Origin of the sequence: Geomonas edaphica, assembly GCF_004917075.1 — a bacterium.
Taxonomy (GTDB): Bacteria; Desulfobacterota; Desulfuromonadia; order Geobacterales; family Geobacteraceae; genus Geomonas; species Geomonas edaphica.
On record NZ_SSYB01000004.1, the window covers coordinates 58130 to 84090 of the forward strand.

Here is a 25961-nt window from a genome sequence, read left to right on the forward strand (position 1 = left end):
ACGGCAATCCCGGCAGCAACGGATTACGTCCTGGCGGCGAAGCAGCGCCATAATGTCGGTTCAGCAAGTCACTCCGGCGAACGTTGAACGCTGAACGTTGAACGTTTTATCTCGACTTCCCAGTGCGTCTGTTTGCCGCCGCGGTAGCGCGGGGATATCAGGCCGCGCAGCACTCCCGCGCCGTAAACCAGGTGCAGGGTCGGATAGACGAGCAGCAACCGCGGGAAAAGCGCCGCAGCGCGCCCACTGATGGTCCCCTGGATCGAGGCGGCCAAGACTACGAACAGGTACCCCAGAAGCGGCAGCGCAAAAAACGCCGACTGCAGAAAGGGAACCAGCAACGCGTAGATCAGGAACAGCGAAGGTGCCAGAGAAACCGGCTTCACCTTGCCGGCAATCAGCGTCTGCTCGCCGCGCCCCCGCCCGTAGCCGTACATCTGCTTCACATAGGCCCGGTAGGTGGGACGTTGACTGCGAACTACGGCCAGTTCCGGATCGTGAACGAGTAGATGCCCCTCCTGCTGCAGTCGATCCATGAGCTCGTTTTCTTCATTAGGGTAGAGCCTTTCGTCGAGCCCTTCATGCGCCAAAAAGATCTCGCGCCGAAAACTCAGATTGCAAAGGATCAGCTCGCTGTCGCTCGTGAAACGCGCGCTTCCCGACTTGCGGTAGCGGTTCCTCACCCCGCCCCCCCCGACCTTCGATGCGAAGGCGATGCCGATGGCGCGTTGAAGTGCGTTGTCGCCGGCCGGCGTGAGCGACGGCCCGCCCACCGCGGCAACCCTTTCGTCCAGATAGTGCTGCGCTACCCGCTCCAGGAAATCCGGTGCAACTTGTGAATCGTCGTCGAGGAAGTAGAGGATCTCCCCACGCGCTTCCCGCGCCGCCATGTTGCGCTGCACGCTCGGCTGACGCCCGTAGACGACCAGCACCTCCAAAAGCTCCTCGGGGTAGGTCGCGCGGGCAATCCCGGAAAGGGCACGCACCTCTCCTCCCGGCTTCACCGGTATGACTACGGAAATTCGCGGCAACATCATGGGACCGGTGCGCAGACAGGGAAAGCGGCTGGACCTGAATGGAGTAACTGGAGATGGGAACTGCTACTGCTCAACGGCCTTCACCCGGTCGTAACGCAAAGTCCTGTGGCAACCCACGGAGCAGCCACCGCCCGTTGGGGTCGCCTCAAAACGAATCGGGATGTCCCAGTTACCGAACCCGACCGCCTTCGGATAGATCAGACGGTCCTGCACCTCGGCATGCGGGTTGTGACACATCCGGCAAGAACGCCCCTTGCTCGCCTTCTTCACGTGCACCGCGTGCAGGTTGCGGGTGCCGTTTCTGAACTTCGTCGACACATCGGTCGTATCGAGAGAGGCGAGCTGAGGATCGTGGCAACGGAAACAGATGGGGAAAGCATCGTTGTCGAACGGCTTGTACAGCACCGTCGGGTAATCCTCTTTCAAAAGCTTCCTGTAGGGACCACCGTGGATGATGTGACAGTTGACACACTCACCGTTTCTTACCGGCTGGTGCACCGATTTCCCCGTGAAAGCGCTGCGGTCGTGGCACATGAAGCAGAGCTCCGACCCCGGCTTGCGCAAGAGGGATTTTCCTTCGGACTGGTGGGCGTCGTGGCAGGCGAGGCAATCGCCCTCGGCCACCGGCTGGTGCGTGAAGGTACCGGTGAAATGATCCTTCGGATGGCAGCGGAAGCACAGCGTCGGGGACGGGTCCTTCAACAACGACTTGTAGTCGGCGCTATGCGCCATGTGGCAGGAAGTGCACTCGCCCTTTCCGACCGGCTTGTGCAGAAAAGGCTTCTGCACGATATAGCCGTGGCAGGTGGCACAGAGGTTTTCCTTGGGGACCTTGAACCCCATGCTGTCCTTGCCGAGCGGGTGGTTGTCGCTGAACTGCTTGTGGCAGTCCAGACATTTGCCGGCTGCGACCGGTTTATGGGGGACCGGCCCGCGGATCAGGTCCTTGTGGCAGATGCTGCACTTGAACGGCTCTGCGCCGGCGCCACCCGGAAGCAGGGTGACACCGGCGCAGAACAGAAACAGCGCAGCGAAAAAGAAGTATGCCGCAAGGGATTGTCGCATCGGGCGGTTTACCTTCCCAGAAGAACTACCTGCCGTAGCTGTGCAGACCGGACAGGAAGAGGTTGACCCCGAGGTAACAGAAGATGGTCGCAGCGAAGCCGATCACCGAAAGGATAGCGGCCCTGCGGCCGACCCAGCCGCGGGTGATGCGGGCATGCAGGAACGCGGCGTACACGAACCAGACGATGAGAGACCAGGTCTCCTTCGGGTCCCAGCTCCAATAGGTGCCCCAGGCGTAGTTGGCCCAGGCGGCGCCGGTGATGATGCCAAGGGAGAGCAGCGGGAAGCCGATCATGATCGCTTTGTAGTTCAGGTCGTCAAGCACCCTAATGGACGGGAACATGGAGAGAAGACCGCCAGCCTGGGCGTTGCCCCCACCCTGCTCCATCTTCTCGCGGATCAGGTACATGATGGAAATGCCGCAGGCGACCGCGAAGGCGGCGTAGCCTAAGAAGCAGGTGATGACGTGGTACATGAGCCAGTTACTCTGCAGCGCAGGGACGAGCGGCTCGATGCCGCTGTCGAGGCCGAGCTGGGCCCATGCCATACCGAAGAGCGCGAACGGTATGACGAAGAAGCCGATGGCGCGGTACTTGTACTTGAAGTCGATGAACAGGAAGATGAGGACGATGGTCCAAGAGAAGAAGACCACCGACTCGAACAGGTTGGACAGCGGCGCATGGCCGTGCCCCTGGTCATAAGACTCCTTCCAGCGCAGGCCGATGGCGGCCGTCTGGACCAGGAAGCCGAACAGTGCAGCATAGGTGCCGCCAAGCCCCACAGCCTTGCTACGCGAGGCGAGGAAAGCGAAGAATATGCAGGTCGAGACCATATAAAGAACCATGGTCACATTGAAAAGCATGGAACTGGACATCGATATTACCCTCCGGTCATTCAGTTAGATCGGCGATGGGGCAAGCCCCAGTTATGGTTTTTATCCTCTAAGCCTTGTTGACTTTCTCAACAAGGTCATCGAAACAGATCTCAAAGCCTGCCGGGTTCTTGCTGGCGGAACCGCCGAGGGTAACCCCGGTATCGGTCACGCGGGCCCACACGCGCCTGTGGGACATGAAGAACGCCATGCAGATACCGACCACCATCAGGAAGCAGCCAGCCCAAACGACCCAGACGCCAGGATCGTGGGCAACCTGCAGACCGGTGTAGAACTTCTGGTCCATGCCGTTGAAGGTGATCAGAAGGTCACCGCCGTGCTGCGCGTTGAAAGACTCGTATTTATCCGAGAGGATCACGAACGGCTGCGGGTTGCCGCCGGCCGGGGTGAATTCCACCTGGGCGCCCGGGCCGTCGAAGCCTTTCAGGAAGGGACGCACGTCCATGGTGGCTTCCATCACGGAAAGGAACGAGCCGCCGGGAAGGGCGACGCGCTCGCCCTGACGGGCGGTCAGTTGGACGGGTGCGCCCCCCTTGCGGTCGCGGACGGTGAGGTGATACAGAGCACCCTCGTCGGACTGACCGTAGCTGGACTGGTAGAAGGTGGTCCCCTTGTAGGTAAGCGGGTCGTTAACGATGATCGGGCGGCTGGTGAGCCCCGGGACCGGCTTGCCGTTATCGACAACGGTCAGGATGCTCTTGAACTCCTTGGGCGCGCCGGTGTCGTAGAAGGTGACAGAGAACTTCTCGCAGCGTACCTCGTAGCCCAGGTTGATCATCTTGCCGCCTTGGGTCTGCACCTGGGAAATGGCGCCACCCTCGGGGATGCTTACGTATCCTTTGTAACCGAAGAAGGAGCCGATCAGCGCCCCGACGAAGATGACGATGATGGAGAGGTGCACCACGTAGACGCCGAGACGGCACCAGGGGCTCTTCTGCGCGAACAGGTGATAGGCACCGTTCTTTTCGGTGATCACCGGAGCAGCGAACTCGGCGCTCAGGAAGGAAGCCATGCGCTCCTTCAGTTCTTCCTTGGTCCCCTTGAGTTTCAGGTCCTTGACGTTGGGAAGGGACTTCTCGAAGTTCTCGTCCATCTCGAGCACCGGCTCGGAGACGACCTTCCAGACGCGCGGCAGCCTCTTGATCGAGCAGCAGATCAGGTTGAGCGTGAGGAGGTACAAAAGCAGAATGAACCACCAGGAGTGGTACATGTCGAAGAAGCCAAGGGAGCTGTAGAGCCTGAACTTCGTCTCACTCAGCGTTGCGAGGTATTCACGGGGTGGCTGTCCCTGGGGAATGATGGTACCGATGATGGATACCAAAGCCAGCCCGATAAGCAGAAAAATCGAAAGTCTCAAGGAACAGAAAAAATCCCAAACCTCTTGTGCAAATCCGCGTTTGTTCGTAGTCAAGGCCGTCTCCCGATAGGTTATGTACAGCTGTCATAGCAGGGAACGTATTATAGACAAATTGGCAATAAGCGCAAAAGAAAAATTGATGAATACAGTAGCTAACATAAAAAAGGGGTAACAGGCGAACCTGTTACCCCTAGACTGCATTTTTTATCCCTAAAGGGAGCTTACTTCTTGTGGCAATCGCCACACTTGGTCGGGCCGCCTTTGGCTGCGTGGCACTCTTTGCAAGCCTTGCCGTGAGCAGCTTCCTTGTTGATGGCGATCTTGGCGGGTGCGCCGTCACCATGACAGACTTTGCACTCGTTCTTGCCCTGGTGAGCCTTGTGGTTGAAGGTCACGTTGCCGTTTTTGGCCGGGTACACGACGCTGTCTGCAGCCATTGCGGAAACTGCGAAGACGAGAGTCAGAGCTACTGCAGCAAAAATCTTCTTCATGAGTTTTCCCTCCGTATATTTTGGGATGTAAACGCGCCGAAGGTATACAACCGCGGCTTCGTTGTCAAGCAAAATCGGCCGGAAAGCGGCATCAGTTCTGCCTTGCCGCCTGCAGCGCCTGATCTTTCTCTTCCACCTCTTCGGCCATCCTAGCCTTGAAAGCGACGAATTTCGTGCGCATCTCCGGGTTGGACAGGGAGAGCATCTGCACCGCGAGAAGCCCGGCGTTTTTGGCGCCCGCTTTACCGATCGCCATGGTGGCTACCGGCATGCCGCCCGGCATCTGCACCATGGCGTAGAGCGCATCGAGGCCGTTCAACGCCCCGCCTCCGAGGGGGACGGCGATGACCGGAAGCGGCGTCTCGGCGGCGACCACGCCGGCCAGGTGCGCCGCCATCCCCGCGGCGGCGATGATCACCTGGATGCCGCGTCCCTCCGCCTCGCGGGTAAGCTTGGAGGTCTTGGCGGGAGAGCGGTGCGCCGAGGAAACGTGCATCTCGTACGGGACGCCGAACTGGGTAAGAACCCTGGCCGTCTCCTCCATGGTGGTCAGGTCGGAGTCGCTTCCCATCAGAATCAAAACGGTCGGATTGGACATGTGTATATCTCCTGAAACGTCTGTTTTATGGTTTAACGGTTCATCGCCTTGGCGCCGATGTCTTTCCTGTTGTGCATGCCGGGCCAGGAGATGAGTTTCACGCCGCTGTAAGCGCGGTCGATAGCTTCCTTGACTGTGTTGCCGAGGGCGGTGACACCCAGAACACGGCCGCCGTTGGTGACGACGGCATCGCCGCTCATTTTGGTCCCGGCGTGGAATACGACGAGATCTTCCACCTTGCCGGCCGCGTCGAGCCCCTCGATCTTGTCCCCCTTCCGGTAGTCGGCGGGGTACCCTTCGGCGGCAAGCACGACGCAAACTGCAGCCTTGTCGTGCCACTCGATCTCGACCCCTTCCAGGCTGCCGGAGGCGACCGCCATGAGGATCGGAACGATGTCGGATTTCATGCGCATCAAAAGGGGCTGGCACTCCGGGTCGCCGAAACGCGCGTTGAACTCGAGGGTCTTCACCGAATCGCCGTCGATCATGAGCCCGGCGTAGAGCACACCCTGGTACCTGCGCCCTTCTGCCTTCATGCCGTCCACGGTGCGGCGCATCACTTCCGCCATCGCCTTCTCGTGGATGGCGGGGGTGACCACCGGAGCCGGGGAATAGGCGCCCATGCCGCCGGTGTTGGGTCCCTTGTCGCCGTCAAAGACCGCCTTGTGGTCCTGGGCGCTCGCAAGCGGGATGATGCGTTCGCCGTCGGTGAAGGCGAGGAAGGACGCCTCCTCCCCTTTCAGGAACTCCTCGATGACGACGCGGGAGCCCGCAGCACCAAAGGCGTTGCCGGAAAGCATGTCGTTGACGGCGGCCACCGCCTCGTCGCGGGTCTGGGCGATGATGACACCCTTGCCCGCCGCGAGGCCGTCGGCCTTGATGACGATGGGAATGCCGGTATTGTCGATGAACTCGATCGCCGCGGGTATTTCGGTGAAGACGCCGTATGCCGCGGTCGGGACGTTGTACTTCTGCATCAGGTCCTTCGAGAACGCCTTGGATGCCTCGATGATGGCGGCGTTCTTGCGCGCGCCGAAGGCCTTAATGCCGTTCTCCTCGAAGAGGTCGACAAGCCCAAGCGAAAGCGGGAGTTCCGGTCCGACCACGGTCAGCTCGACCCCTTCCTTTTTGGCGAAGTCGAGGAGCCCCTGGAGGTTATCGACGGCGATGTCGACGTTCTCGGCGAGCGTCGCGGTCCCCGGGTTACCCGGAGCGCAGAACACCTTCTCCACAAGCGGGGACTGTGCGATCTTCCAGACCAGCGCGTGCTCGCGCCCGCCGCTGCCTACTACCAATACCTTCATAAATAATCTCCCTCAGATCTCCTCCCCCTGGAGGGGGGAGGGCGGGAGGGGGGGGATGCCGTCGTCCCCCACCCTAACCCTCCCCCTCCGGGGGCGGGGATGGTCCCCAAAATGACAATGGACAAAGACCACGCGAAGTTGTCAATTGTCCATTGTCAAACGTCAATTGATTAGTGCCTGAAGTGCCTCATGCCGGTGAAGACCATGGCGATATTGTGCTCGTCTGCGGCGGCAATGACCTCAGCGTCGCGCATGGAGCCGCCCGGCTGGATCACGGCGGTGACGCCTACGCTTGCGGCGTTGTCGAGACCATCACGGAACGGGAAGAAGGCGTCGGACGCCATGACCGCGCCCTGGACCGGAATCCCTGCGTGCTCGGCCTTGATGGCGGCGATGCGTGCGGAGTTGACGCGGCTCATCTGCCCTGCGCCCACGCCGACGGTTGCGTTGCTGCGGCCGTAGACGATGGCGTTGGATTTTACGAACTTGGCGACGCGCCAGGTGAAGAGGAGGTCTTCCATCTCCTGGTCAGTCGGTGCGCGCTTGGTCACCACCTTGAGCTCGTTGAAGAGTTCGAGGTCGGCGTCCTGCACCAGCATCCCGCCGTTCACGCGTTTGAAGTCATAACGCGCGGCGGGCTGCTCCGGCCAGAAACCGCACTCCATGAGGCGGACGTTCTTCTTGGCGGCGACGATCTCGCTCGCGGCCTCGGTGACCTTCGGTGCGATGATCACCTCGACGAACTGGCGCTCCACGATGGCGCGCGCGGTGGTCTCGTCGAGTTCGCGGTTGAAGGCAATGATGCCGCCGAAGGCGGACTCGGGGTCGGTCTTGTAGGCAAGATCGTAGGCTTCCATGATGCTGCCGGCGACGGCGACGCCGCAGGGGTTCGCGTGCTTCACGATGACACAGGCGGGCTGGTCGAACTGCTTTACGCACTCGAGCGCCGCATCAGTGTCGCCGATGTTGTTGTAGGAGAGCTCCTTACCCTGGATCTGGCGCGCGGTGGAGATGGAGGCTTCCTTAGCCCCCTTCTCGACGTAGAAGGCGCCGGACTGGTGCGGGTTCTCACCGTAGCGCATCCCTTGGGCCAGCTTGTACTGCATGGTCAGGGTGTCCGGGTATTTGGCGACCCCTTCGCCGGTGCGTGCGCCGAGCCAGTTGGAGATGGCGCCGTCGTATGCCGCGGTGTGCTGGTACACCTTCACCGCCAGACGGAAGTTGGTCTCGCGGGAGACGCTGCCGCCGGTAGCCTTCATCTCGTCAAGCACGGTCGCATAATCGGCGTGGTCAACGATGACGGTGACGTCGCGGTTGTTCTTCGCGGCGGAGCGTAGCATGGTCGGGCCGCCGATATCGATGTTCTCGATGGCGTCTTCCATGGTGCAGTCTTCCTTGGCAACGGTCGCCTCGAACGGGTAGAGGTTCACCACCACCATGTCGATCGGCTCGATGCCGTGCTCCTGCATCTTGGCGACGTGCGCCGGGTTCTCGCGCATGCCGAGGATGCCGCCGTGGACCTTCGGGTGCAGCGTCTTGACCCTGCCGTCCAGCATCTCGGGGAAACCGGTGAACTCGGAGACGTCCTTCACGGGGATGCCCGCCTCACGCAAAAGCTTCGCGGTCCCGCCGGTGGAGAGGATCTCCACGCCGTAACCTGCCAATGCCCGGGAAAATTCCACCACACCAGTCTTCTCCGACACGCTTACCAGCGCGCGCCCAATCTTTGCCATTGCTCGCTCCTTTTTTTGCAGCCTTGATGTTGATTTCAACTGTTTGAAAGCATTACCACAGAGGACACCGAGGTCCACTGAGGACACAGAGGATAAAAAGAAGGTGAAACGTTAAAGCCCTCCGAGTCCTCCGTGGTCAGGCTTTTGGTTGTTTGGGGAAGTCTATATTCGCAAGGAAGTGCTTTTCGAAGAGCGGTGTGCCGGAAAGGGGGATGACGCGGACCTTTTGCGCGAGGTCCTCCATCCGGTCGATGCCGTCCGCGGCGAGCAGAACCCGCTCCACTCCGGCCAGCGCACCTTCCCTGACAAATCCGGTGATTCTTACCATCTTTTCGTTGAAAATTCCAACCTTTTTTAGCACATCCGGCGCGAGCACCGCCCCGAACGAGCCGGTCAATACCACCCTGGAAACCTCGTCCGGGGAAAGCCCCGCCTTCCCCAAAAGGATCTCCATCCCGCCGCGCATCGCCCCCTTGGCAAGCTGCAGCGCACGGATGTCCTCCTGGTCCAGGTAGACCACGGTTTTCGCGTCGCGGTGAAGGATGAAAGCGGGGACGCCGTTCACCTCCTGCACGCGATTCGCCAGGTTGGAATCGATCTCCGCAGCGGGGAGCAGACGGCCGGTGGCGTCGACGATGCCGTGCTCCAGGAGCGCCGCGACAGTGTCGAGAACGCCGGTGCCGCAGATGCCGCGCGGCGGCGCGCCTGGAATGGCGGTGATGACGACCCGGTCCCCGTCGATGAGGACGCCGCTCACCGCTCCGGGTAGCGCAGCCATCCCGCACTTCAGGTTCCCCCCTTCGAAGGCGGGGCCTGCGGCAGCCGATGTGGCGAGGTAGCGCTCGCCGTCGAAAAGCGCGATCTCGGCGTTGGTGCCGACGTCAAGGAAGAGCGTCCCGGCAGCGGGAGCCTCAGGCATACCGAAGAGGAAGGCAAGGAGGTCCCCGCCGACGAAGCCGCCGGGGAGCGGCAGCAGGTAGGCGGGACAGTCGCGGCTCCAGCCAAGTTCGAGGGTCGAGACGGATTTCCCGGCCGAGAAAAGGGGACGAAACGGGGGATGGGCGAGCGACTCGACCGGCAGCGCCAGCGCGATGGTTTCCATCGAAGGGTTCCCGGCGATGGCGACGCAGGCGAGATCTTCACCCCCGGCGCCGACGCGTTCCAGGAGTTCCGCGGTCATGCGCTCCATCTCGCGGGCCAGCGCCACCTGCATGGCGCGTAGCGTTTCGGGATTTTCTCCGGCGGTGAGGCGGGCGAGGACGTCGGTGCCCCAGGGGCGTTGCGGGTTGAGGGCGCCGGTGGCGGCGAGGCGTGTTCCGGTTACCGGGTCGAGGAGCGACGCAGCGATGGTGGTGGTGCCGAGGTCGAAAGCGGCGACGAGCCCCCTAGAAGAAGACAAGGGTACTCTCCGCGGCGGGAACGACCTCACCGATCGTTGCGGCGAAGAGGCCGGAAGCCTCGGCACGGGAGAGGAACTCGCGGGCGTCTGCCGGTGCCAGGGAGATGAGGAGGCCGCCCGAGGTCTGCGGATCGAAGAGCGGCAGAAGTGAATCGCCGGTGGCGCCGGTAACGTGTACCTCGTAGTGCTGACGGTTACGGTAGCACCCGGCGGGGACCATGCCGTCGTCGATGAGCGCGGGGACTCCGGCCATGACCGGTACCGCGGCGAGTTCGATCCGGAAGGAAACGCCGGCGCCGAGTGCCATCTCGCAGGCGTGCCCGATGAAGCCAAAACCGGTCACGTCGGTCGCCGCGGTGGCGTTGCAGGCGAGCATCAACTCGCACGCCTTCGCGTTCAGGGTGGTCATCCAGGAGATCGCCTCGGCCTCGAGGGCGGCGTCGATCATCTCAGCCTTGATCGCTGTGGAAACGATACCGGTCCCAAGCGGTTTGGTGAGCACAAGGAGGTCGCCGGGGCGCGCGGTGCAGTTACGGACGATGCGGGAGGGATCGATGAGACCGGTGACGGCGAGGCCGAATTTCATCTCGTCGTCCTCTACGGTGTGGCCGCCGACGAGGCACGCCCCGGACTCCTTGAGCGCATCGGCGCCGCCGGCGAGGACCGCGGCGAGGACCGAGGTCGGGAGCGAGCAGGCCGGGAAAAAGGCGAGGTTCATCGCGGTCACCGGTTTCCCACCCATGGCGTAGACGTCGGAAAGGGCGTTGGCCGCGGCGATGCGGCCGAAGGTGAACGGGTCGTCCACAAGCGGCGTGATGATGTCGGTCGTCTCCACCAGGGCGAGGCTCTCGCCGATGCGGTAGATCCCGGCATCCTCGGCCCCCTCGACCCCCACGATGAGGTTCGGGTCGTCCGAGCGGGTTATGTCGCGGATGGCATCTTCCAGGCCCGCCGGGCCCAGTTTGGCAGCTCAACCCGCCGCCTGCACCATCGCTGTGAGACGTACCTTGTCAGTCATAAAAGCCTCTGAATTTCATAAATTCGAACGATCTATTTTTTCACTTCTTTCGTTAACCGATATAGACCCTGCGCACCCTTCGTGTCGCTATGCCGCACATGATCTCGTAGGGTATGGTGCCGGCCTTTTCGGCGAGCTCCTCGGCGCTGATGCGGTCCCCCATCGGGTCGGGTCCCAAAAGGGTCACCTCGTCGCCTACCTGGATCCCCTCGATGTTGGTCACGTCGAGCATGATCCAGTCCATGCAGACCGTGCCGGAGACCCGGGCGCGCTGCCCGCGGATGAGCGCCTCCCCCTTGTTGGTGAGGCTGCGGCAGTAACCGTCGGCGTAGCCGACCGGAACGCTGGCGATGAGGGTCCGCTCCTTCGCCACGAAGCGCCTGCCGTAACTTATGCTGGTTCCGGGCTCGACCCACTTGAGCATCGCCACCCGGCTTTTCAGCCGCATCACCTGGACAAATTGTTCCTGGTCCGCGAAATCCGAGGAGGGTGCGGCGCCGTACAGGATGATGCCGGGGCGCACGAGGTTGCAGAAGGGAAGATCTGCGGCGAGGATGGCGGCGCTGTTCGCGGTGTGGATGTAACGGGGCTCGTATCCCTGGCGCCGCGCCTCGATGACCGCGGCGTTGAAACGCTCGGCCTGGAGTTTCGTGAAGGCGATGCCGTCCGGATCAAGCTCGTCCGCACTCGCGAAGTGGGAAAAGATCCCCTCCAGCTCAAGGTTCTTGAACTGTTTCAGCTGTTCGAGGAATTCCGGCACCTTGTCCCAGGTGACCCCGAGGCGCCCCATGCCGGTATCGACCTTCAGGTGGATCTTCGCCTTGCGGTAACACTTGATCTCGACCGCCGCCTTGTCGAGTGCTGCCGCCTGCTCAAGGGAATAGAGCGCGGTGGAGATGTTGAGACCGATGCAGCGGCGCTCCTCACCCGGATAGATGCCGCCAAGGATCAGCACCGGGCGGTAGATGCCGCTCATGCGCAGTTGCACGCCTTCCGCGAGAAAGGCCACCGCGAAGGCGTCCACCCCGAGCTTCTCCAGCTCCTCGGAGACGTACTGGAAACCGTGGCCGTAGGCATCCGCCTTCACCACGGCAAGGATGCCGCACCCCTCGGGCACTCGCTTCTGGACTAGGCCGAAGTTGTGCCGAAGCGCGGCAAGATCTATCTCAACTACCGTCGGACGACTGTCCATATTTTTTCCTGCATAGGATTATCTGAATAAAATCAGGCCGGGAGCACCCGGCCAGTGATTTTTCTACCACTTTAGCCATTCAGTGTAAAGGTAAAAACCCGAAAGCGATTGACTTTGCAAGAGGATTCCATTATGTTTACGCGCAGCAAAAAGGCCAGCTAGGGGAGTTCGCGAGAACTGAGACAGGGCGACCTGAACCCTTTGAACCTGATCCGGGTAGCACCGGCGTAGGGAAGCGGCGCGCACTCCGACCTTTCGATTCATGGAGCCGTGACCTTCCGTCGCGGCTTTTCTATTTTGTCCTTCAAAGCCTCAATGCAAAGACGCAAAGGCGCAGAGACGCCAAGAGAGGCTTCAAGAGACAAACCTTCTTGTTTTATCTTTGCGTCTTCGCGACTCCGCGTCTTTGCGTTACAGCTTTTGAGGTGACTCGTGTTGAAACTCGTGGTGGACCATAGCGGCAGGGAACGGCGTGTAGCGGGACTTTACCTGATTACGGACCAGGGCGATCGCCTGCTGCCGCGCGTGCGCGAAGCGCTCTCCTCGGGGGGCGTCGCCATACTGCAGTACCGGGACAAGCTGCGCAGCTACGACGAGCGCCTTGAGCTTGGGCACGACCTGAAGCGGCTGTGCGCCGAGTTCCAGGTGAAGTTCATCGTGAACGATGACCTGAAGCTTACGCTCGAACTGGACGCGGACGGCGTACACCTAGGGCAGGAGGACGGCGATTTCGCCGCGGCGAGAGAAGCGCTCGGCTCGAAGAAGCTCATCGGTATCTCCACCCACTCGGTTGAAGAGGCGCTGGCCGCACAGGAAGCCGGCGCCGACTACATCGGCTTCGGCTCGCTCTATCCCACCGAAACCAAGGACGTCGAGCACATCCAGGGCCCGGAGGCGCTCGCCCTCGTGCGCGAGAAGGTGAAGCTCCCCATCGTCGCCATCGGCGGCATCAACCGGGACAACGCCTGCGCAGTAATCGACGCCGGTGCCGATTCCATCGCGGTCATCTCCTCAGTCCTCTCTGCGCGCTCCCCCGGGCTCGCGGCGACCGAACTGTCGCTTTTGTTCAACCGCCGCATGCTGCACCCGCGCGGCGCTGTGCTCACCATCGCAGGCAGCGATTCCGGCGGCGGAGCGGGTATCCAGGCCGACCTCAAGACCGTCACGCTCCTCGGGAGCTACGGCGCCTCCGCCATCACGGCACTCACCGCCCAGAACACCCGCGGCGTTACCGGGATCCACCCGTCCCCTCCCGCGTTCCTCGCCGACCAGATCGACGCCGTACTCTCGGACATCCCGATCGACGTGGTGAAGATCGGCATGCTCTGTTCGCCTGAAAACGCGGAAATCGTCGCCGACAAGCTGACCGCCTACGAGATGCGGATGGTGGTGCTCGATCCGGTGATGACCGCGAAGGGCGGTGTGTCCCTCATCGAGGACGAGGCCCTTTCGGTGCTTAAAAAGCGCCTCGTACCGCTCAGCTACCTGGTCACACCGAACATCCCCGAAGCCGAGGCACTCACCGGTCTCACCATCACCGATACCGCCGGAATGGAGCTCGCGGCGCGGGCGCTGCACCTCATGGGGGCAAAGCACGTGCTCATCAAAGGGGGGCACCTTACCGAGGGGGTCGTCACCGACATCCTCTTCGACGGGCATAACTTCAACCGCTACAGCGCCCCGCGCGTCCTCACCCGGAACACCCACGGCACCGGCTGCACGCTCGCCTCGGCGATCGCGACCTATCTCGCCCAGGGAGAGCCCCTTCCCGGCGCGGTATTGCGGGCGAAGCTTTTCGTCACCCGCGCCATCAAGTACGCCCAGCCGCTCGGCCGGGGGCACGGGCCGGTGAACCACTTCCTCGCGGCACGGGACCAGGTGGAATAGGTCGTCGGGAACAAACTTGCATCTACTTACTGAAGAGCCATTCAATAAAGGAGCAACCATGACGCAGCTCGAATACGCCCGCAAGGGGATCATCACCGACAAGATGAAAACGGCCGCCCGCGCTGAAGGGGTCGACGCCGAATTCATCCGCGCCGGGATCGCCGCGGGGAACATCATCATCTGCCATAACAACAAGCACGCAAACGGCACCCCGCTCGCCGTCGGCCGCGGCCTTAGGACCAAGGTAAACGCCAACATCGGCAGCTCCGCCGACGACCTCGATTTCGAGAAGGAATTGGAAAAAGTACGCGTGGCGGTGGCAAGCGGCGCCGACGCCATCATGGACCTCTCCACCGGCGGCCCGGTCGACGAGATCCGCCGTGCCGTGATCGCCGAAACCTCCGCCTGCATCGGTACCGTGCCGCTGTACCAGGCGGCGCTCGACGCGGTCAGAAAGCACAAGAAGGCGATCGTCGAGATGACCGTAGAGGACATCTTCCAGGGCGTCATCAAGCACGCCGAAGACGGCGTCGACTTCATCACCGTGCACTGTGGCGTCACCCGCGCCACCGTCGAGCGCATGCGCCGCGAAGGGCGCATCATGGACGTCGTCTCCCGTGGCGGCGCATTCACCATCGAGTGGATGGCGCACAACAACAAGGAAAACCCGCTCTTCGAGCACTTCGATCGCCTGCTCGAGATCACCAAGGCCTACGACATGACCCTGTCGCTTGGCGACGGTTTCCGTCCCGGCTGCCTGGCCGACGCCACCGACCGCGCCCAGATCCACGAACTGATCCTCCTGGGTGAGCTCACCCAGCGCGCCCAGGATTACGGGGTACAGGTGATGATCGAGGGACCGGGGCACATGCCGCTGAACCAGATCGAGGCGAACATCCAGCTGCAAAAAAGGCTCTGCCACGGCGCCCCTTTCTACGTGCTCGGACCGCTCGTCACCGACATCGCCCCCGGCTACGACCACATCACCTCCGCCATCGGCGGGACCATCGCGGCCGCCGCAGGCGCCGACTTCCTCTGCTACGTAACCCCGGCCGAGCACCTGAAGCTCCCGAGCGTCGAGGACGTGCGCGAAGGGGTCATGGCATCGCGCATCGCGGCTCACGCGGCCGACATCGTGAAGGGTGTGAAGGGCGCCATGGAGAAGGACAACGAGATGGCGCGCTGCCGCAAAAAGCTCGACTGGGAGGGGCAGTTCGCCCTCGCCATCGACCCGGTGAAGGCGCGCCGCCTGCGCGAGGAGTCCGGCGTCGCAGACCACGGCGCCTGCACCATGTGCGGCGAGTTCTGCGCCTACAAGGTGATGGACGACGCCACCGAGCGCGAGAAGGCCAACGCCGCAGCGGCCTGCTAGATATTATTAAATAGGACGGGGCGGCCGATGCGGCCGCCCCGTCGCTGATTCTGAAGGAACCTGCCGTAGCGAGCACGCCACTTCCCCGCAAACCAGTAACCAACCCTACGCAAAATCCACCTGCAGTTCCTGGCATCTTCCACTCAGAAAAAAACCGGCGGTGCGGCTCATTTGCCGCATCAAACCCGGAACGAAAAAAAGTGCTGGACATTTCTCCCCCGTTCGGTTAGGGTACCCTCGACCAAAACCGGAGAGGGAAAGATGCACTCAGCACACGAGAAAACACCGCGGTTTTGCGGCGAACCTGTCACCGCACGCCAGCTCGAACTGATCAGGGGTGTCGTCAACGACTGCCCCGGAATCTCCAGGACCGAGCTCGCGGGCACGGTTTGTGAACTTCTCGACTGGCGCCGTCCGAGCGGCAGGCTGAAGACGGCAGAGTGCCGCGCCTTCCTCGAAGGGCTGGACGGCACCCTGTTCCAACTGCCGCCTACACGCCCTGGGCGTCCCCGCGGTTCGCGCACCTCCACCTGCGCGTCGGAAACGGGCGATCCCGTCCTGTCCGGACCGTTGCACGCATTCGGCCCGCTCGAGATCGTTCCGGTCGCGGGGAAGAAAGAGCAGGCGCTCTGGCGCTCACTGGTGGAGCGGCATCATTACCTGGGGCACAAGGTCCCGTTCGGCGCCCATATAAGGTACTTCGTGAGGCTGCACGCTCCGTCCCCGGTGATAGTCGGGTGCCTGCAGTTCTCGAGTCCCGCCTGGCGCATGGAGGCGCGCGACCGCCACATAGGGTGGAACGACGTGGCGCGCAGGGAGAATCTGCAGCGGGTGGTGTGCAACAGCAGGTTTCTGGTGCTCCCCACGGTGCAGGTGAAAAACCTCGCCAGCGCCGCCCTTTCGCTGGCACTGCGCCGCCTTGCCGCCGACTGGGAGGAGCGTTTTGGCGTGCGCCCGCTGCTCGCTGAGACGCTCGTCGACGGCAGACGGTACGCCGGCACGTGCTACAAGGCGGCGAACTGGATCGAGGTGGGGTGCACCACGGGACGCGGCAGGAACGACCGGGACCACGCCCGCCACGGGGAGAGCCCGAAGAAGGTATTTTTATTTCCGCTGGTGAAGGGAGCGGTACCGCTGTTGAGGCAGGCGAAGGGGCAAGCGCCCCTGCCGGAACGGCACCCGGATGGTGCGATGCCATCCGCCGCACCGCCCATCAGGAAGCGGTGTGAGCATGGGAGGAGCGACATGGTGAAAAAGATAGCGCGCAGGCTCTTGGCAACTGCGGCGATGGCAGCCCTTTTCGGGTGCGGTGCGAGCGTTGACTCGCTGGTACACCAGTCCACCGGCATTCACCCGCAGCAGGTGAGGCACTCCCGGTCCGATGCCGCGCCCGTGCCGACGCAGATACCGCTTTACACATACCAGGTGGTCAAGAGCTGGCCCCACTACAACTGGAGCTTCACCGAGGGGCTCACCTTTCAAGATGGCGTGCTACTCGAAAGTTCCGGGCTTTACGAGAGATCCGCCATCATGAAGGTCTGGCCCGGATCCGGACAGGTGCTGAGCAGCGAGGGGGTTCCAAGGGATTACTTCGCCGAGGGGATCACCGTCTTGCGCGACAGGCTCTACATGGTCACCCTTTCGGGGGCGGGGATCATCTACGACCACAAGACACTGCGCCAACAAGGGGAATTCTCCGTCGACGGTGAAGGGTGGGGTCTCACCAACGACGGCAAGCACCTCATCATGAGTGATGGCAGCAACTGCATCAAGTTCATCAACCCGGACACCTTCCAGACCGAGCGGAGCGTGGAGGTTACCTGCAACGGAACCCCTCTCAGGAATCTGAACGCGCTGCAGTACGTCAAGGGGGAGATCTACGCCAACATCTGGAAGACCGATTACATCGTGCGCATCAATCCGGCGAACGGTGCCGTGGTGGGGTGGGTGAACCTGAAGGGGCTCTTGCCGTCGAACGAGCGCAGCCGCGACCCTGATCACGTGCTGAACGGGATCGCCTACGACGAGAAGAGCGACCGGCTGGTGGTGACCGGCAAGATGTGGCCCAGCTATTTCGAAATCCGACTGGAGCAGGTGGCAAGCGTCGAATCCTGAGGTCCGCTAACGACTGGGCATGGTACGAAAAAAGGCGCGAAGGCAAGGGCATCGGGTAGGCCCTTGCGGCTTCGCGCCTTTTATTCGTCGGCTTTCTTTCCTACTTAGCCCCCAGCTTCCTGAGGGACTCCATAACCTTTTGCAGGTCCGCCGAGGGCTTCCCTACTGTGATGAGGCCAAGCGGACGCTCGATTTTCTTCGTCTCGACCACGGCGGTCTCGGCCGGGTTCACGAACCCGCGCCCCAGCCCGCCGATGCCGGAAGGATCAGCAGCGACCCGGTCGTTCACCTGCTTCACGAAGTCCACCGCCTTAGCCTTGTCGACGTACTCGGCATTCCCCATTACCACCTGCTTGATCAGACCGCGGGTGGCGCTCGCCTTCGCATCGGTATAGACGGTGATCGCGAGATCCTTCCCTCCCACCTCCTTCCAGTTGACGATCTTCCCGGTATGGATGTCCCTGATCTGCTCCCAGGTGAGCCGCTTGACCGGGTTGGAGGGGTGCACCACGAACACCACCTCTGATTTCGCCAGTACGTCCATCTGCAGGCCGTCCGTCGGCTTCGACAGGCCGGCGGATTTCCCCGCGCCGATGGTGGCGTCGAGAGAGGCTGAGGCCATGGCAGCATCGCACTTGCCGTCGAGGAGATCGACCATCCCCTTGCCGGCGTTGCTCTTGTCCACGACGAGCTTCACCCCGGTTTCCTTCTCGACGGCGTCCTTGTTCGGGGCGACAAGATCGGTGACCACGCTGGCCGCGCCGCAGAGCTTCACCTGCGGGGGGGTGGCGGGCTTCGTGTCGAACTTGCGGTGGCACAGTTCGCAGTCGTTGAAGGCCCGGGTGCCGTTGTGACAGGCAAAGCAGGCGACCGGCTTCTCGTGGTCGTCCATGGTGATGAGGGCCTTCTTGGCGGTGCCGAAAAGGGCGCCGTGGCAGTCGTTGCAGAGCATCCCCTTGGAGGCGTGCAGCCTGCCGTCGAAGATCACCTTCCCCTGCCCTGCCCCGCCGTAAAGAAGCGCCTTGTCGTGGGTCGCGCAGGCGACGCCGGCGGTGAGCGCCAGCGCGAGCGCGCAAATCGTTGCAATTGTCTTTCGCATCGGTCGTCTCCGGATGGCCCGCCCGGCGCTGGCGTCGACCGCAGCGGGCGGGCCGCATCGTTAAAGCGCCCCCTCCAGTGCGGGAGGGGGCGCATGGTGGGGCTAGGCCAGGATGTCGCGGCTCACCTTTTTGACGTCCGCGGTGCCGGTAAGGGTCATGGCGACGACCAGCTCGTCCTGCATCTTCTTGAGGATGGCGGCAACCCCTTCCGCCCCGCCGCCGACCGAGCCGCGTACCAGCGGACGCCCGACGAGAACGGCGTCGGCGCCGAGGGCGAGCATCTTCAGTACGTCAGCGCCGTAACGGATGCCGCCGTCGACGAAGATGGTCATCTTCCCCTTCACCTTGTCCGCGATGGCGGGAAGCACCTGGGCGGTACCCGGGGTGTGGTCGAGGACGCGACCGCCGTGGTTGGAGACGACGATGCCGGCGGCACCCACCTTGTAGGCCGCAACGGCCTCCTCAGGGGTCATCACCCCTTTGACGACGAAGGGAAGCTTCGTGGAGCGCGCGATCTCCCGCAACTGCTCCAGGGTCTTAGGCTCTACGGTCTGCCCCGGCAGGGCACGTGCGGCGCGGCCGGCGGAGTCGATGTCGATGGCGAAGAAGGGGGCGCCGGTCGCTTCGATCAACCTGATGCGCTGGATGATGTCGGCCTGGCTGCGCGGTTTGATCTGGGCCACCGCCCTCCCCTTGTACTTGGCGACCGTCTTAAGCCGCGTCTCGTAGGTGGCAAGCGGGTCGCCTATGCCGTCGGCCGCGAAACCGATGGTGCCCGCGAGCACGCAGCCGCCGATGATCCCTTCGGCGTACTCGTCCTCACCCACCTTGCCGCCGAGCCCCATGTTGTAGGTGACCCCGCCGGTGATGCCGGAGAGGATCGGCATGGAGAGCTTCGCGCCGAAGATGGTGATCGAGGTGTCAGGCTTTTTCACGTCGTGGAAGGTGCGCATCTTCAGGTCGTACTTGGCGAGCGCCTGGAGGTTGTTCCTGAAGGCGCGGCCAGAATCGAGCCCCCCCATGCCCGGGACCTCGCCGGAACAGGCGACGCCGTCGCACTCGGGACAGACGCGGCAGCGCGGGTACATCTTCTCGCGCGCCACCTTGAGCACGTCGGCGACCTTCTTGGTCCCGCCCCCTGCCGCGGTGGCGGTCGCAGCCTTGGCCGCGGTCTTCGCCTCTTCGGCGGCGCGCGCCTCGCCGCGCCCTACCGCCTGCACCGCCAGCACGCTGGCACCGACCACTGCTGCGGTCTTGATAAAGTCGCGACGGGTTACGTTCCCGCCTTCCATTTCCTCACATTCGATGGACATAACGGCCTCCTGTGGTTGTGATTCTCATGCGTTACGGATTCTTGTGATCTGCATGATAAGCAAGGAGAGGCGGCGGGACATCCATGACGCCGTGAATGACACAAAAAGAGGGGTGAATGACACAAAGCGCCGTTCAATGGCATGAGGAGGAGAGGGGCAAAGGCAGGGAGAGGCTTCGGACTAGCGGTTCAGCAGGAGTCTCTCCTTGAGATCCTTCGCGTGGTACCGGCTCACCAGTACCTGGCTGCGCACCGCGTCGTTCATCACCAGTTTGCAGCTGCCGCTGAACCAGGGGATGATCTCGATGATGCAGTTGAGGTTCACCAGGGCGTTTCGGTGCACCCGCGTGAAGGAATACGGGGCGAGGAGTTCCTCGAGGGCGCTCAGCGTGCTTTTGGAGCTGTAGACCGCGTCGCGGGTGTGCACCTGCGCCTCTCCCTCCTCGGCGGTTATGAAGATCACCGATTCGGGTGCTATGGGGATCTGCTTGCCGCGCTTTTGCACCAGGATGCGCTTGATCCCCTGCGTTTCCTGCGTGGTCGCACGCCGCTCCGGCCCCGCCAGCGCCTGGAGCGCCTTCTGCACCGTCTTCGCCACACGATCCAGGGTGAAGGGTTTTAGGATGTAGTCGAAGGCATCTACGCTGAAGGCATCCACGGCGAACTCCTGGAAGGCTGTGGCGAATACGACGAGCGGGGGATCGGGAAGCTCGGCAATCACCTCTGCGAGCTCGATGCCGTTCAGCCCTGGAAGCTGGATGTCGAGGAAGACCAGCCGGGGGCGCTTCTCGCGGATCTCCTTCAGCGCCTGGGACGGGTTCGCGGCCTCGCCCGCCACAACCACCTCGGGGACCTGTTCCAGGAGAAAACGGAGTTCGCGGCGCGCGGGCGCCTCGTCGTCGATGATGAGAACGGAAATGCTCATGGGGTTACCGGTACCAGGAAGGAGACCGTGGTCCCCTCTCCCGCCTTGCTGTCGATATTGAGGGCGCTCTCCTTGCCATACAAGGCGGAGAGGCGGCTGTTCACGTTGCGCAGGGCAAGGCCCAGCCCCGTCCCGGAATGGCTCCCCGCGCTGTCGGAAAGGAGGGTGCGGATGCGGTCACGGGGGATCCCGACGCCGTTGTCGTGCACCGAGATGGCGACGTGACGCTCACCCCTGCGGGCGCGGACCTGCACCACGCCCCCCTCCTCGCGCGCGGAGATGCCGTGGCGCACGCTGTTTTCCACGAGCGGCTGCAGGATGAGCGGCGGCAGATGGCAGGAAAGGGCGGCCTCGTCGATGTCGTAGACGATGGAGAGACGCTCCTCGAAGCGGGCCTTCTCGATGGCGACGTACGCCTCGCAGTGCTCGAGTTCCACGGAAAGCGGCACCTGCACTGCGCCCGGGCTTATGTTACGCCGGAAGAAGTCCGCCAGCTTCACCAGGAGGAAGGAGGCCTGCTGCGGATCGGTACGGGTGTGACTGATGATGGTCGAGATGGCGTTGAACAGGAAATGCGGGTTGATCTGTGCCTGCAGCGCCTTGATCTCGGCGTCCGAGGCGAGCTTGCGCTGTAGCTCGATCTCTCCCAGTTCGAGCTGGTTCGAGAAGAGTAGGGCGAGGCCGTTGGCAAGCTCCTCATCTAGCCTGCCGATGCCGTTCTCCTTCTGGCGGTAGAGCTCCATCACCGCCACCGGCTTCTCCCATTTCTTGAGCGGGACCACGATGACGGAACCGAGCCGGCACCCGCCGCAGGAGCAACCGATCTCCCGCCTCGTTTTTGCGACCACTACGCTCCCGGTCTCGAAGGCGCGAGCGGCGGCGGCCGAGAGCGTGCGCGTTCCAGCCGCATGCCGCTCCGCCTCGAGCCCCTCGTGCGCCAGGGTCTCCTGGATCGTCGAGAGGGACACCGCATCGATGCCGGTCATCTCCTTTATGATGTGCACCGTCTGCGCCGCGTTCAAGCGGTCCAGGCCGCTGCGCAGGTGGGGAAGGGTCTTGAAGGCGATGCCGAGCGTGGTCTGCGCCTGCTGCGCCATGGCCCGCTGCTGCTCGCGCGCCTGAACGGCGATCAATTCTACGAGTACGGCTACGCCGAAGGCGTTTGCGAAGACACTGGGAAGGCCGATCGAGGAGATGATCCCGGCGGCGGCTTCGTGCGGACGGGCAAGGAGGAAGATCAGCCCCATCTTGATCATCTCCGCGATCATCCCCATGGCGAAGGCGACCAGCGCGTCGAAGGGCCTTCGCTGCAGGCGCGGATAGAGGACGCCCGCGAGGACGCCGGCAAGGGGGGTGGCGATGGCACAGGAAAGCGAGGTGACACCTCCCAGGTCGTAGAAGAAGCGGTGCAGACCGGCGATGAGGCCCGCGACGAGCCCCACGAAGGGGCCGCCGAGGATGCTCGCGATCACCACCGGTACGGTGCGCAGGTTGGCGATGGCGCCGTGCATCTCGAAACCGCACAGCGTGGCGAAGATCGCCATGGCGCCGAAGCAGACCGCGACGAGGAGTCGCTCCCGGCGCTCACCGCGCGCAAGGGTCCCCGCCAGAAGCCCCCGGAACAGCTCGAATCTTATCATGAGGAAAAAGAGCACGGCCAGGATCCCCAGCCGCTCGAAGAGATCCAGAGCGAGCGTTACCACTTCCTTCATTTACTTCCCCCGCGGCAGGTTTGACGCAAACGGCGCCCACCATAGCACAGAAGCGGCCGCGAGCAAATAGCCTGCGAGGATGGTTTAAAGTGGTCTGGCCGGACGTGAGGCGGCCGGGCACGTACTGCGCGTCGCGACAGGAGCCGCATTACGGCAGCGAGCCTATGAACGAGAGGTTCACGAACCGCCACCCGGTCCCGGCCAGAAGGAACATGAAGATCGGGTCGTGCGGGTCTTGTTCCTGCAACACCCGTTTCAGGTCCTGCAGCCTTGTTATCTTCACGCTGTTCACCTCCGCGACCACATCACCGTTTCTCACGCCACCCAGATAGGCGTCGCGGGCTGCATCCACCACCAACACGACAACGCCGGTACGGCTGCCAAGCTTTCCGCTCCGTTCCTCGTCAAGCACCACCTCGGTGAGCGTCATCCCCAGGAGGTTGAGGGTCGCTTTTTGCTCGTCATAGCTTACGCGGCTGCCAAGACAACCCGTACTCCCTGTTTTCCTTTCACGCCGTGGCATCAGGGCTAGTTTCATGGGCTACCTCCTCTCCGGCTCGTCCATGGGGGCGTGCTCTCCCCGCCGGTCCGGACCGCACCCGCAGGGTGACTCAGGCCTCGCATCTTCCTTGCGCGGCCTGAGTTTTTCCGCGAGGGTGCGCTGGGCCGGCGTCAGCAGCGCCTCGATTCTTGCGCGGGTTTTCGCCCTGGAAACAAGGTGTTCCACGTCCAGCGCCGCAAGTTTCTGGGCCGTGCCCTGCAGCGCCACCTCGTTGAGGGGGACAGCCTCCTCGATGCCGCGCAGTTGGTTGCGCAGTTCGCGCTCCTTTTTCATGCGGGCATGGTCCAGCTCGCGATGCTCGTCGACGATGGAGCCGATCTGCTTTTTCTGCGCCTCGCTCAACTCGAGCGCCCGCGCGATGGGAGCGGGAAAGCCTTCCGGCTTATCCGGTCGCTCCATGGCACCGCAACGGGGCTGCGGGGCATCCGGGGGGGACGGCATGCCGTAGCAGGCCCAGCCCCCCAAAAAAAGCGTGGTCACCGTCATCATCACTGTTATCTTCTTTCTCATGGCATCTCTCCTTTCACAGCCGGAACTCGATGTGTCCGGCCGCCTCAAAGTCGTGTCCTTCTGATTCGAGATGCTACGACAAAGGCGCGTTAAGTTGGGTCAAGAGATGTGCATATTTGTCAGCACTCTCTCAGAGGGAAAAGAGCCGATCTTTACAATTCTTAACAGCATGGCCTTATGGTTTTCGGCTATACTGGCGCACAAAAAACAGAAGAAGACCAGGCAGATGAATAAAAAAATTCTCATAATAGACGATGACACCGGATTGTGCGAACTACTCGAGAGCTACCTCGCGAGCGAAGGGTACGCTGTGGAGACCTGCCATGACGGTGGGGAAGGGGCCGATCTCGCTCTCGCGAGGGATTACGCCTTCGTGGTGCTGGACGTGATGCTTCCTACCCTGAACGGCTTCGACGTCTTGCGCCGGATCCGGCAGGGTTCGCAGGTCCCGGTGCTGATGCTGACCGCGCGCGGCGACGAGATCGACCGCATCGTCGGGCTGGAGATGGGGGCGGACGACTACCTTCCGAAGCCGTTCAATCCGCGCGAATTGGTCGCGCGGCTGAGGGCGATCCAAAGACGCAGCGACGCCTTTCCGGCCGGCACCGAGCCGAAGAGCGACCTGCTGCAGGCCGGCGACGTGATCCTCGACCTCGGCACCCGGACCGTCACCTGCGGCGGCGCGGCGGTCGAGGTCACCTCGCTCGAGTTCTCGGTGCTGGAGGCGTTGGTACGCCAGGCAGGGAGCGTGATGAGCCGGGACGACCTGACCCGCCAGGCGCTCGGGCGCGAGTTCAGCAGTTTCGACCGGAGCATCGACGTGCACGTGAGCAGCCTCAGGAAAAAGCTGGGGCCCGCACCCGCGGGCGACGAGCGCATCAAGTCGGTGCGGGGCGTCGGCTACATCTACGCCTTCTCCGCCGCGCAGCGGCACACCCACTGAGGGAGCCCCATGCGCAGCATCTTCGCGAAACTCTTCATCTGGTTCTGGCTCTCCACCGTCTTCTCGGGGCTCGTCTTCTTCGTCATCGCCTTCAACCTGCGGCTGTCGCCGCTGCGCGACGAACGAAAGCGCCACTTCGCCGCGCAGCACCAGCAGGTCCTGGGCCAGGCGCTCGCCATCTACGGCAGCACTGCCGCCCTTCTCACCGAGAAGCAGGGGAGCCCGGCGGAAGCGGACGCCGACCAGGGACGCGTCGCCGGGCCGAGAGCCTACCTCTTCGCGGCGGACGGCACCCCTATTTCCCGCGGTGTCCCGCCTCGCATCGCGACCGCAGTGCGGGAACACGTCGCAGGGAAACAGGAGCGCCCGGATGACCGCGACCTCGTGGCGGTAACGGTGCAGGGGCCGTCCGGGAAACGTTACCTTGCCGCCGCCCTCCCCCGCCCGGTCCCTCCTCCGCCGCATGAATTAAACCCGCTGCGTCCCCCGCCACTTTTCTGGCTGCAGATGGCGATCACCTTCGTGGTGAGCGGCCTTGTCTGTTATTTCCTCTCCTGGTGCATCGCCGCCCCCTTGCGCAGGCTGCGCGCCGCGACGCGTCGACTCGCCGACGGGGACCTTTCCAGTCGCGTCACCGTGATCCCGAGACAGGCAGGCTACGAGATCAACGACCTCGGGCGCGACTTCAACCTGATGGCGGCGCGCATGGAGAAGCTCGTGCTCGCCCACAAGCAGTTGGTCCGGGACGCTTCGCACGAGCTCCGTTCGCCGCTGGCGCGGCTGAACGTGGCGCTCGGCATCGCCCGCAAGGAATCTCCCCCTTCCGCGACCAAGGCCCTGGACCGCATCGAGTACGAGAGCGACCGGCTGAACCTCCTGATCACCGAACTGCTCACCCTGAGCAAGCTCGACGAGGGGAGCGAGCTCGACAGAAGCGATCTGGATCTTGCCGAACTGGTGGAAGAAGTGGCGCGGGACGCGGAGTTCGAGGCGTGCGCCTCGGACCGCCACGTACAGTGGAGTGCGACGCGTGGGATCACGGTACACGGCAACCGCGACTTTTTGAGCCGGGCCCTGGAGAACGTGGTGAGAAACGCGGTGAAATACACCGCGGAGGGAACGGCGGTGGAGATAGTTCTGGAGCGGGAGGAAGCGACTGCGCTGCTCCGTGTGCGAGATCACGGCCCGGGCGTCCCGGAGGAGCAGCTTGCCGACATCTTCCGCCCCTTTTACCGCGTGGCCGAAGCGCGCGACCGGAAAAGCGGCGGCACCGGCATCGGACTCGCCATCGCGGAGAAGACGGTCACCCTGCACGGCGGGAGCATCGCAGCGCGGAACCTGCCGCAAGGGGGGCTGGAAGTGGAGATCAGGCTGTCTCTGGGCTAGGTGCCCTCGGGTGGAAGAGACTGCCGGCACGTTGCCTGCTGCCCTGGTGAG

At 63.1% G+C, this 25961-nt stretch carries 22 protein-coding genes and 1 riboswitch; of the genes, 5 read left to right on the plus strand and 17 right to left on the minus strand.

Going from position 1 to position 25961, the window contains the following annotated elements; genetic code table 11:
- Positions 1 to 68: 68 nt before the first annotated feature.
- The 11 genes from E8K79_RS11000 to alr form a co-directional block, all read right to left on the minus strand.
- On the minus strand, positions 69 to 986 hold the full coding sequence (locus E8K79_RS11000; protein ID WP_342782515.1) for a glycosyltransferase: 918 nt from the start codon (positions 984 to 986) through the stop codon (positions 69 to 71).
- Positions 987 to 1100: 114 nt separating this feature from the next.
- Positions 1101 to 2102, minus strand: a complete 1002-nt coding sequence (locus tag E8K79_RS11005; RefSeq protein WP_136514798.1) for a cytochrome c3 family protein — start codon at positions 2100 to 2102, stop codon at positions 1101 to 1103.
- Between the two features lie 25 nt (positions 2103 to 2127).
- Positions 2128 to 2976, minus strand: a complete 849-nt coding sequence (ccsB, locus tag E8K79_RS11010) for a c-type cytochrome biogenesis protein CcsB (RefSeq protein WP_136514799.1) — start codon at positions 2974 to 2976, stop codon at positions 2128 to 2130.
- 67 nt (positions 2977 to 3043) lie between these two features.
- Complete coding sequence (gene resB / locus E8K79_RS11015) at positions 3044 to 4405, minus strand: cytochrome c biogenesis protein ResB (protein WP_136514800.1); 1362 nt, start codon at positions 4403 to 4405, stop codon at positions 3044 to 3046.
- A 167-nt stretch (positions 4406 to 4572) separates the two neighbouring features.
- On the minus strand, positions 4573 to 4842 hold the full coding sequence (locus E8K79_RS11020; protein WP_135869482.1) for a cytochrome c3 family protein: 270 nt from the start codon (positions 4840 to 4842) through the stop codon (positions 4573 to 4575).
- A 91-nt stretch (positions 4843 to 4933) separates the two neighbouring features.
- Positions 4934 to 5440 (minus strand): 5-(carboxyamino)imidazole ribonucleotide mutase, encoded by a 507-nt coding sequence (purE, locus tag E8K79_RS11025; protein WP_135869481.1) that lies wholly within the window; start codon positions 5438 to 5440, stop codon positions 4934 to 4936.
- A gap of 32 nt (positions 5441 to 5472) precedes the next feature.
- Entirely contained in the window at positions 5473 to 6744 is a 1272-nt protein-coding gene (gene purD / locus E8K79_RS11030; RefSeq protein ID WP_136514801.1) for a phosphoribosylamine--glycine ligase, read from the minus strand.
- 170 nt (positions 6745 to 6914) lie between these two features.
- On the minus strand, positions 6915 to 8477 hold the full coding sequence (gene purH / locus E8K79_RS11035) for a bifunctional phosphoribosylaminoimidazolecarboxamide formyltransferase/IMP cyclohydrolase (protein ID WP_136514802.1): 1563 nt from the start codon (positions 8475 to 8477) through the stop codon (positions 6915 to 6917).
- Positions 8478 to 8613: 136 nt separating this feature from the next.
- Positions 8614 to 9876 carry an ASKHA domain-containing protein gene (locus tag E8K79_RS11040; RefSeq protein ID WP_136514803.1) on the minus strand — a complete coding sequence of 421 codons (1263 nt, stop codon included), beginning with the start codon at positions 9874 to 9876 and terminating at the stop codon, positions 8614 to 8616.
- Positions 9863 to 10894, minus strand: coding sequence for a selenide, water dikinase SelD (selD, locus tag E8K79_RS11045; protein ID WP_136514804.1), 1032 nt, complete (start codon positions 10892 to 10894; stop codon positions 9863 to 9865). Before selD ends, E8K79_RS11040 begins: the two co-directional genes overlap by 14 nt.
- A gap of 52 nt (positions 10895 to 10946) precedes the next feature.
- On the minus strand, positions 10947 to 12086 hold the full coding sequence (gene alr / locus E8K79_RS11050; RefSeq protein ID WP_136514805.1) for an alanine racemase: 1140 nt from the start codon (positions 12084 to 12086) through the stop codon (positions 10947 to 10949).
- 150 nt (positions 12087 to 12236) lie between these two features.
- Positions 12237 to 12337: riboswitch (TPP riboswitch) on the plus strand.
- 181 nt (positions 12338 to 12518) lie between these two features.
- Here alr and thiD point away from each other — a divergent pair.
- The 3 genes from thiD to E8K79_RS21265 all read left to right on the plus strand — a co-directional run bounded on the left by thiD (position 12519) and on the right by E8K79_RS21265 (position 17460).
- Complete coding sequence (gene thiD / locus E8K79_RS11055; protein WP_136514806.1) at positions 12519 to 13973, plus strand: bifunctional hydroxymethylpyrimidine kinase/phosphomethylpyrimidine kinase; 1455 nt, start codon at positions 12519 to 12521, stop codon at positions 13971 to 13973.
- 58 nt (positions 13974 to 14031) lie between these two features.
- On the plus strand, positions 14032 to 15345 hold the full coding sequence (thiC, locus tag E8K79_RS11060; protein WP_136514807.1) for a phosphomethylpyrimidine synthase ThiC: 1314 nt from the start codon (positions 14032 to 14034) through the stop codon (positions 15343 to 15345).
- Between the two features lie 261 nt (positions 15346 to 15606).
- Positions 15607 to 17460, plus strand: coding sequence for a glutaminyl-peptide cyclotransferase (locus tag E8K79_RS21265; protein WP_198419812.1), 1854 nt, complete (start codon positions 15607 to 15609; stop codon positions 17458 to 17460).
- 100 nt (positions 17461 to 17560) lie between these two features.
- On the opposite strand, the gene E8K79_RS11075 is transcribed toward E8K79_RS21265, so the two are convergent.
- The 6 genes from E8K79_RS11075 to E8K79_RS11100 form a co-directional block, all read right to left on the minus strand.
- Complete coding sequence (locus E8K79_RS11075) at positions 17561 to 18559, minus strand: substrate-binding domain-containing protein (RefSeq protein ID WP_136514808.1); 999 nt, start codon at positions 18557 to 18559, stop codon at positions 17561 to 17563.
- Positions 18560 to 18661: 102 nt separating this feature from the next.
- Entirely contained in the window at positions 18662 to 19873 is a 1212-nt protein-coding gene (locus tag E8K79_RS11080) for an alpha-hydroxy-acid oxidizing protein (protein WP_198419813.1), read from the minus strand.
- A 180-nt stretch (positions 19874 to 20053) separates the two neighbouring features.
- Positions 20054 to 20797 carry a LytR/AlgR family response regulator transcription factor gene (locus E8K79_RS11085; RefSeq protein ID WP_136514809.1) on the minus strand — a complete coding sequence of 248 codons (744 nt, stop codon included), beginning with the start codon at positions 20795 to 20797 and terminating at the stop codon, positions 20054 to 20056.
- Positions 20794 to 22509, minus strand: a complete 1716-nt coding sequence (locus E8K79_RS11090) for a LytS/YhcK type 5TM receptor domain-containing protein (protein WP_246043804.1) — start codon at positions 22507 to 22509, stop codon at positions 20794 to 20796. Before E8K79_RS11090 ends, E8K79_RS11085 begins: the two co-directional genes overlap by 4 nt.
- 148 nt (positions 22510 to 22657) lie before the next feature.
- Positions 22658 to 23047 carry a PDZ domain-containing protein gene (locus E8K79_RS11095; RefSeq protein WP_136514810.1) on the minus strand — a complete coding sequence of 130 codons (390 nt, stop codon included), beginning with the start codon at positions 23045 to 23047 and terminating at the stop codon, positions 22658 to 22660.
- 3 nt (positions 23048 to 23050) lie between these two features.
- A complete protein-coding gene (locus E8K79_RS11100; RefSeq protein WP_136514811.1) occupies positions 23051 to 23581 on the minus strand; it encodes a Spy/CpxP family protein refolding chaperone in 531 nt (176 codons plus the stop codon).
- Positions 23582 to 23807: 226 nt separating this feature from the next.
- On the opposite strand from E8K79_RS11100, the gene E8K79_RS11105 reads away from it, so the two are divergent.
- Positions 23808 to 24524, plus strand: a complete 717-nt coding sequence (locus E8K79_RS11105; RefSeq protein WP_136514812.1) for a response regulator — start codon at positions 23808 to 23810, stop codon at positions 24522 to 24524.
- A gap of 9 nt (positions 24525 to 24533) precedes the next feature.
- A complete protein-coding gene (locus E8K79_RS11110) occupies positions 24534 to 25910 on the plus strand; it encodes an ATP-binding protein (RefSeq protein WP_136514813.1) in 1377 nt (458 codons plus the stop codon).
- The last annotated feature ends 51 nt before the right edge of the window (positions 25911 to 25961 follow it).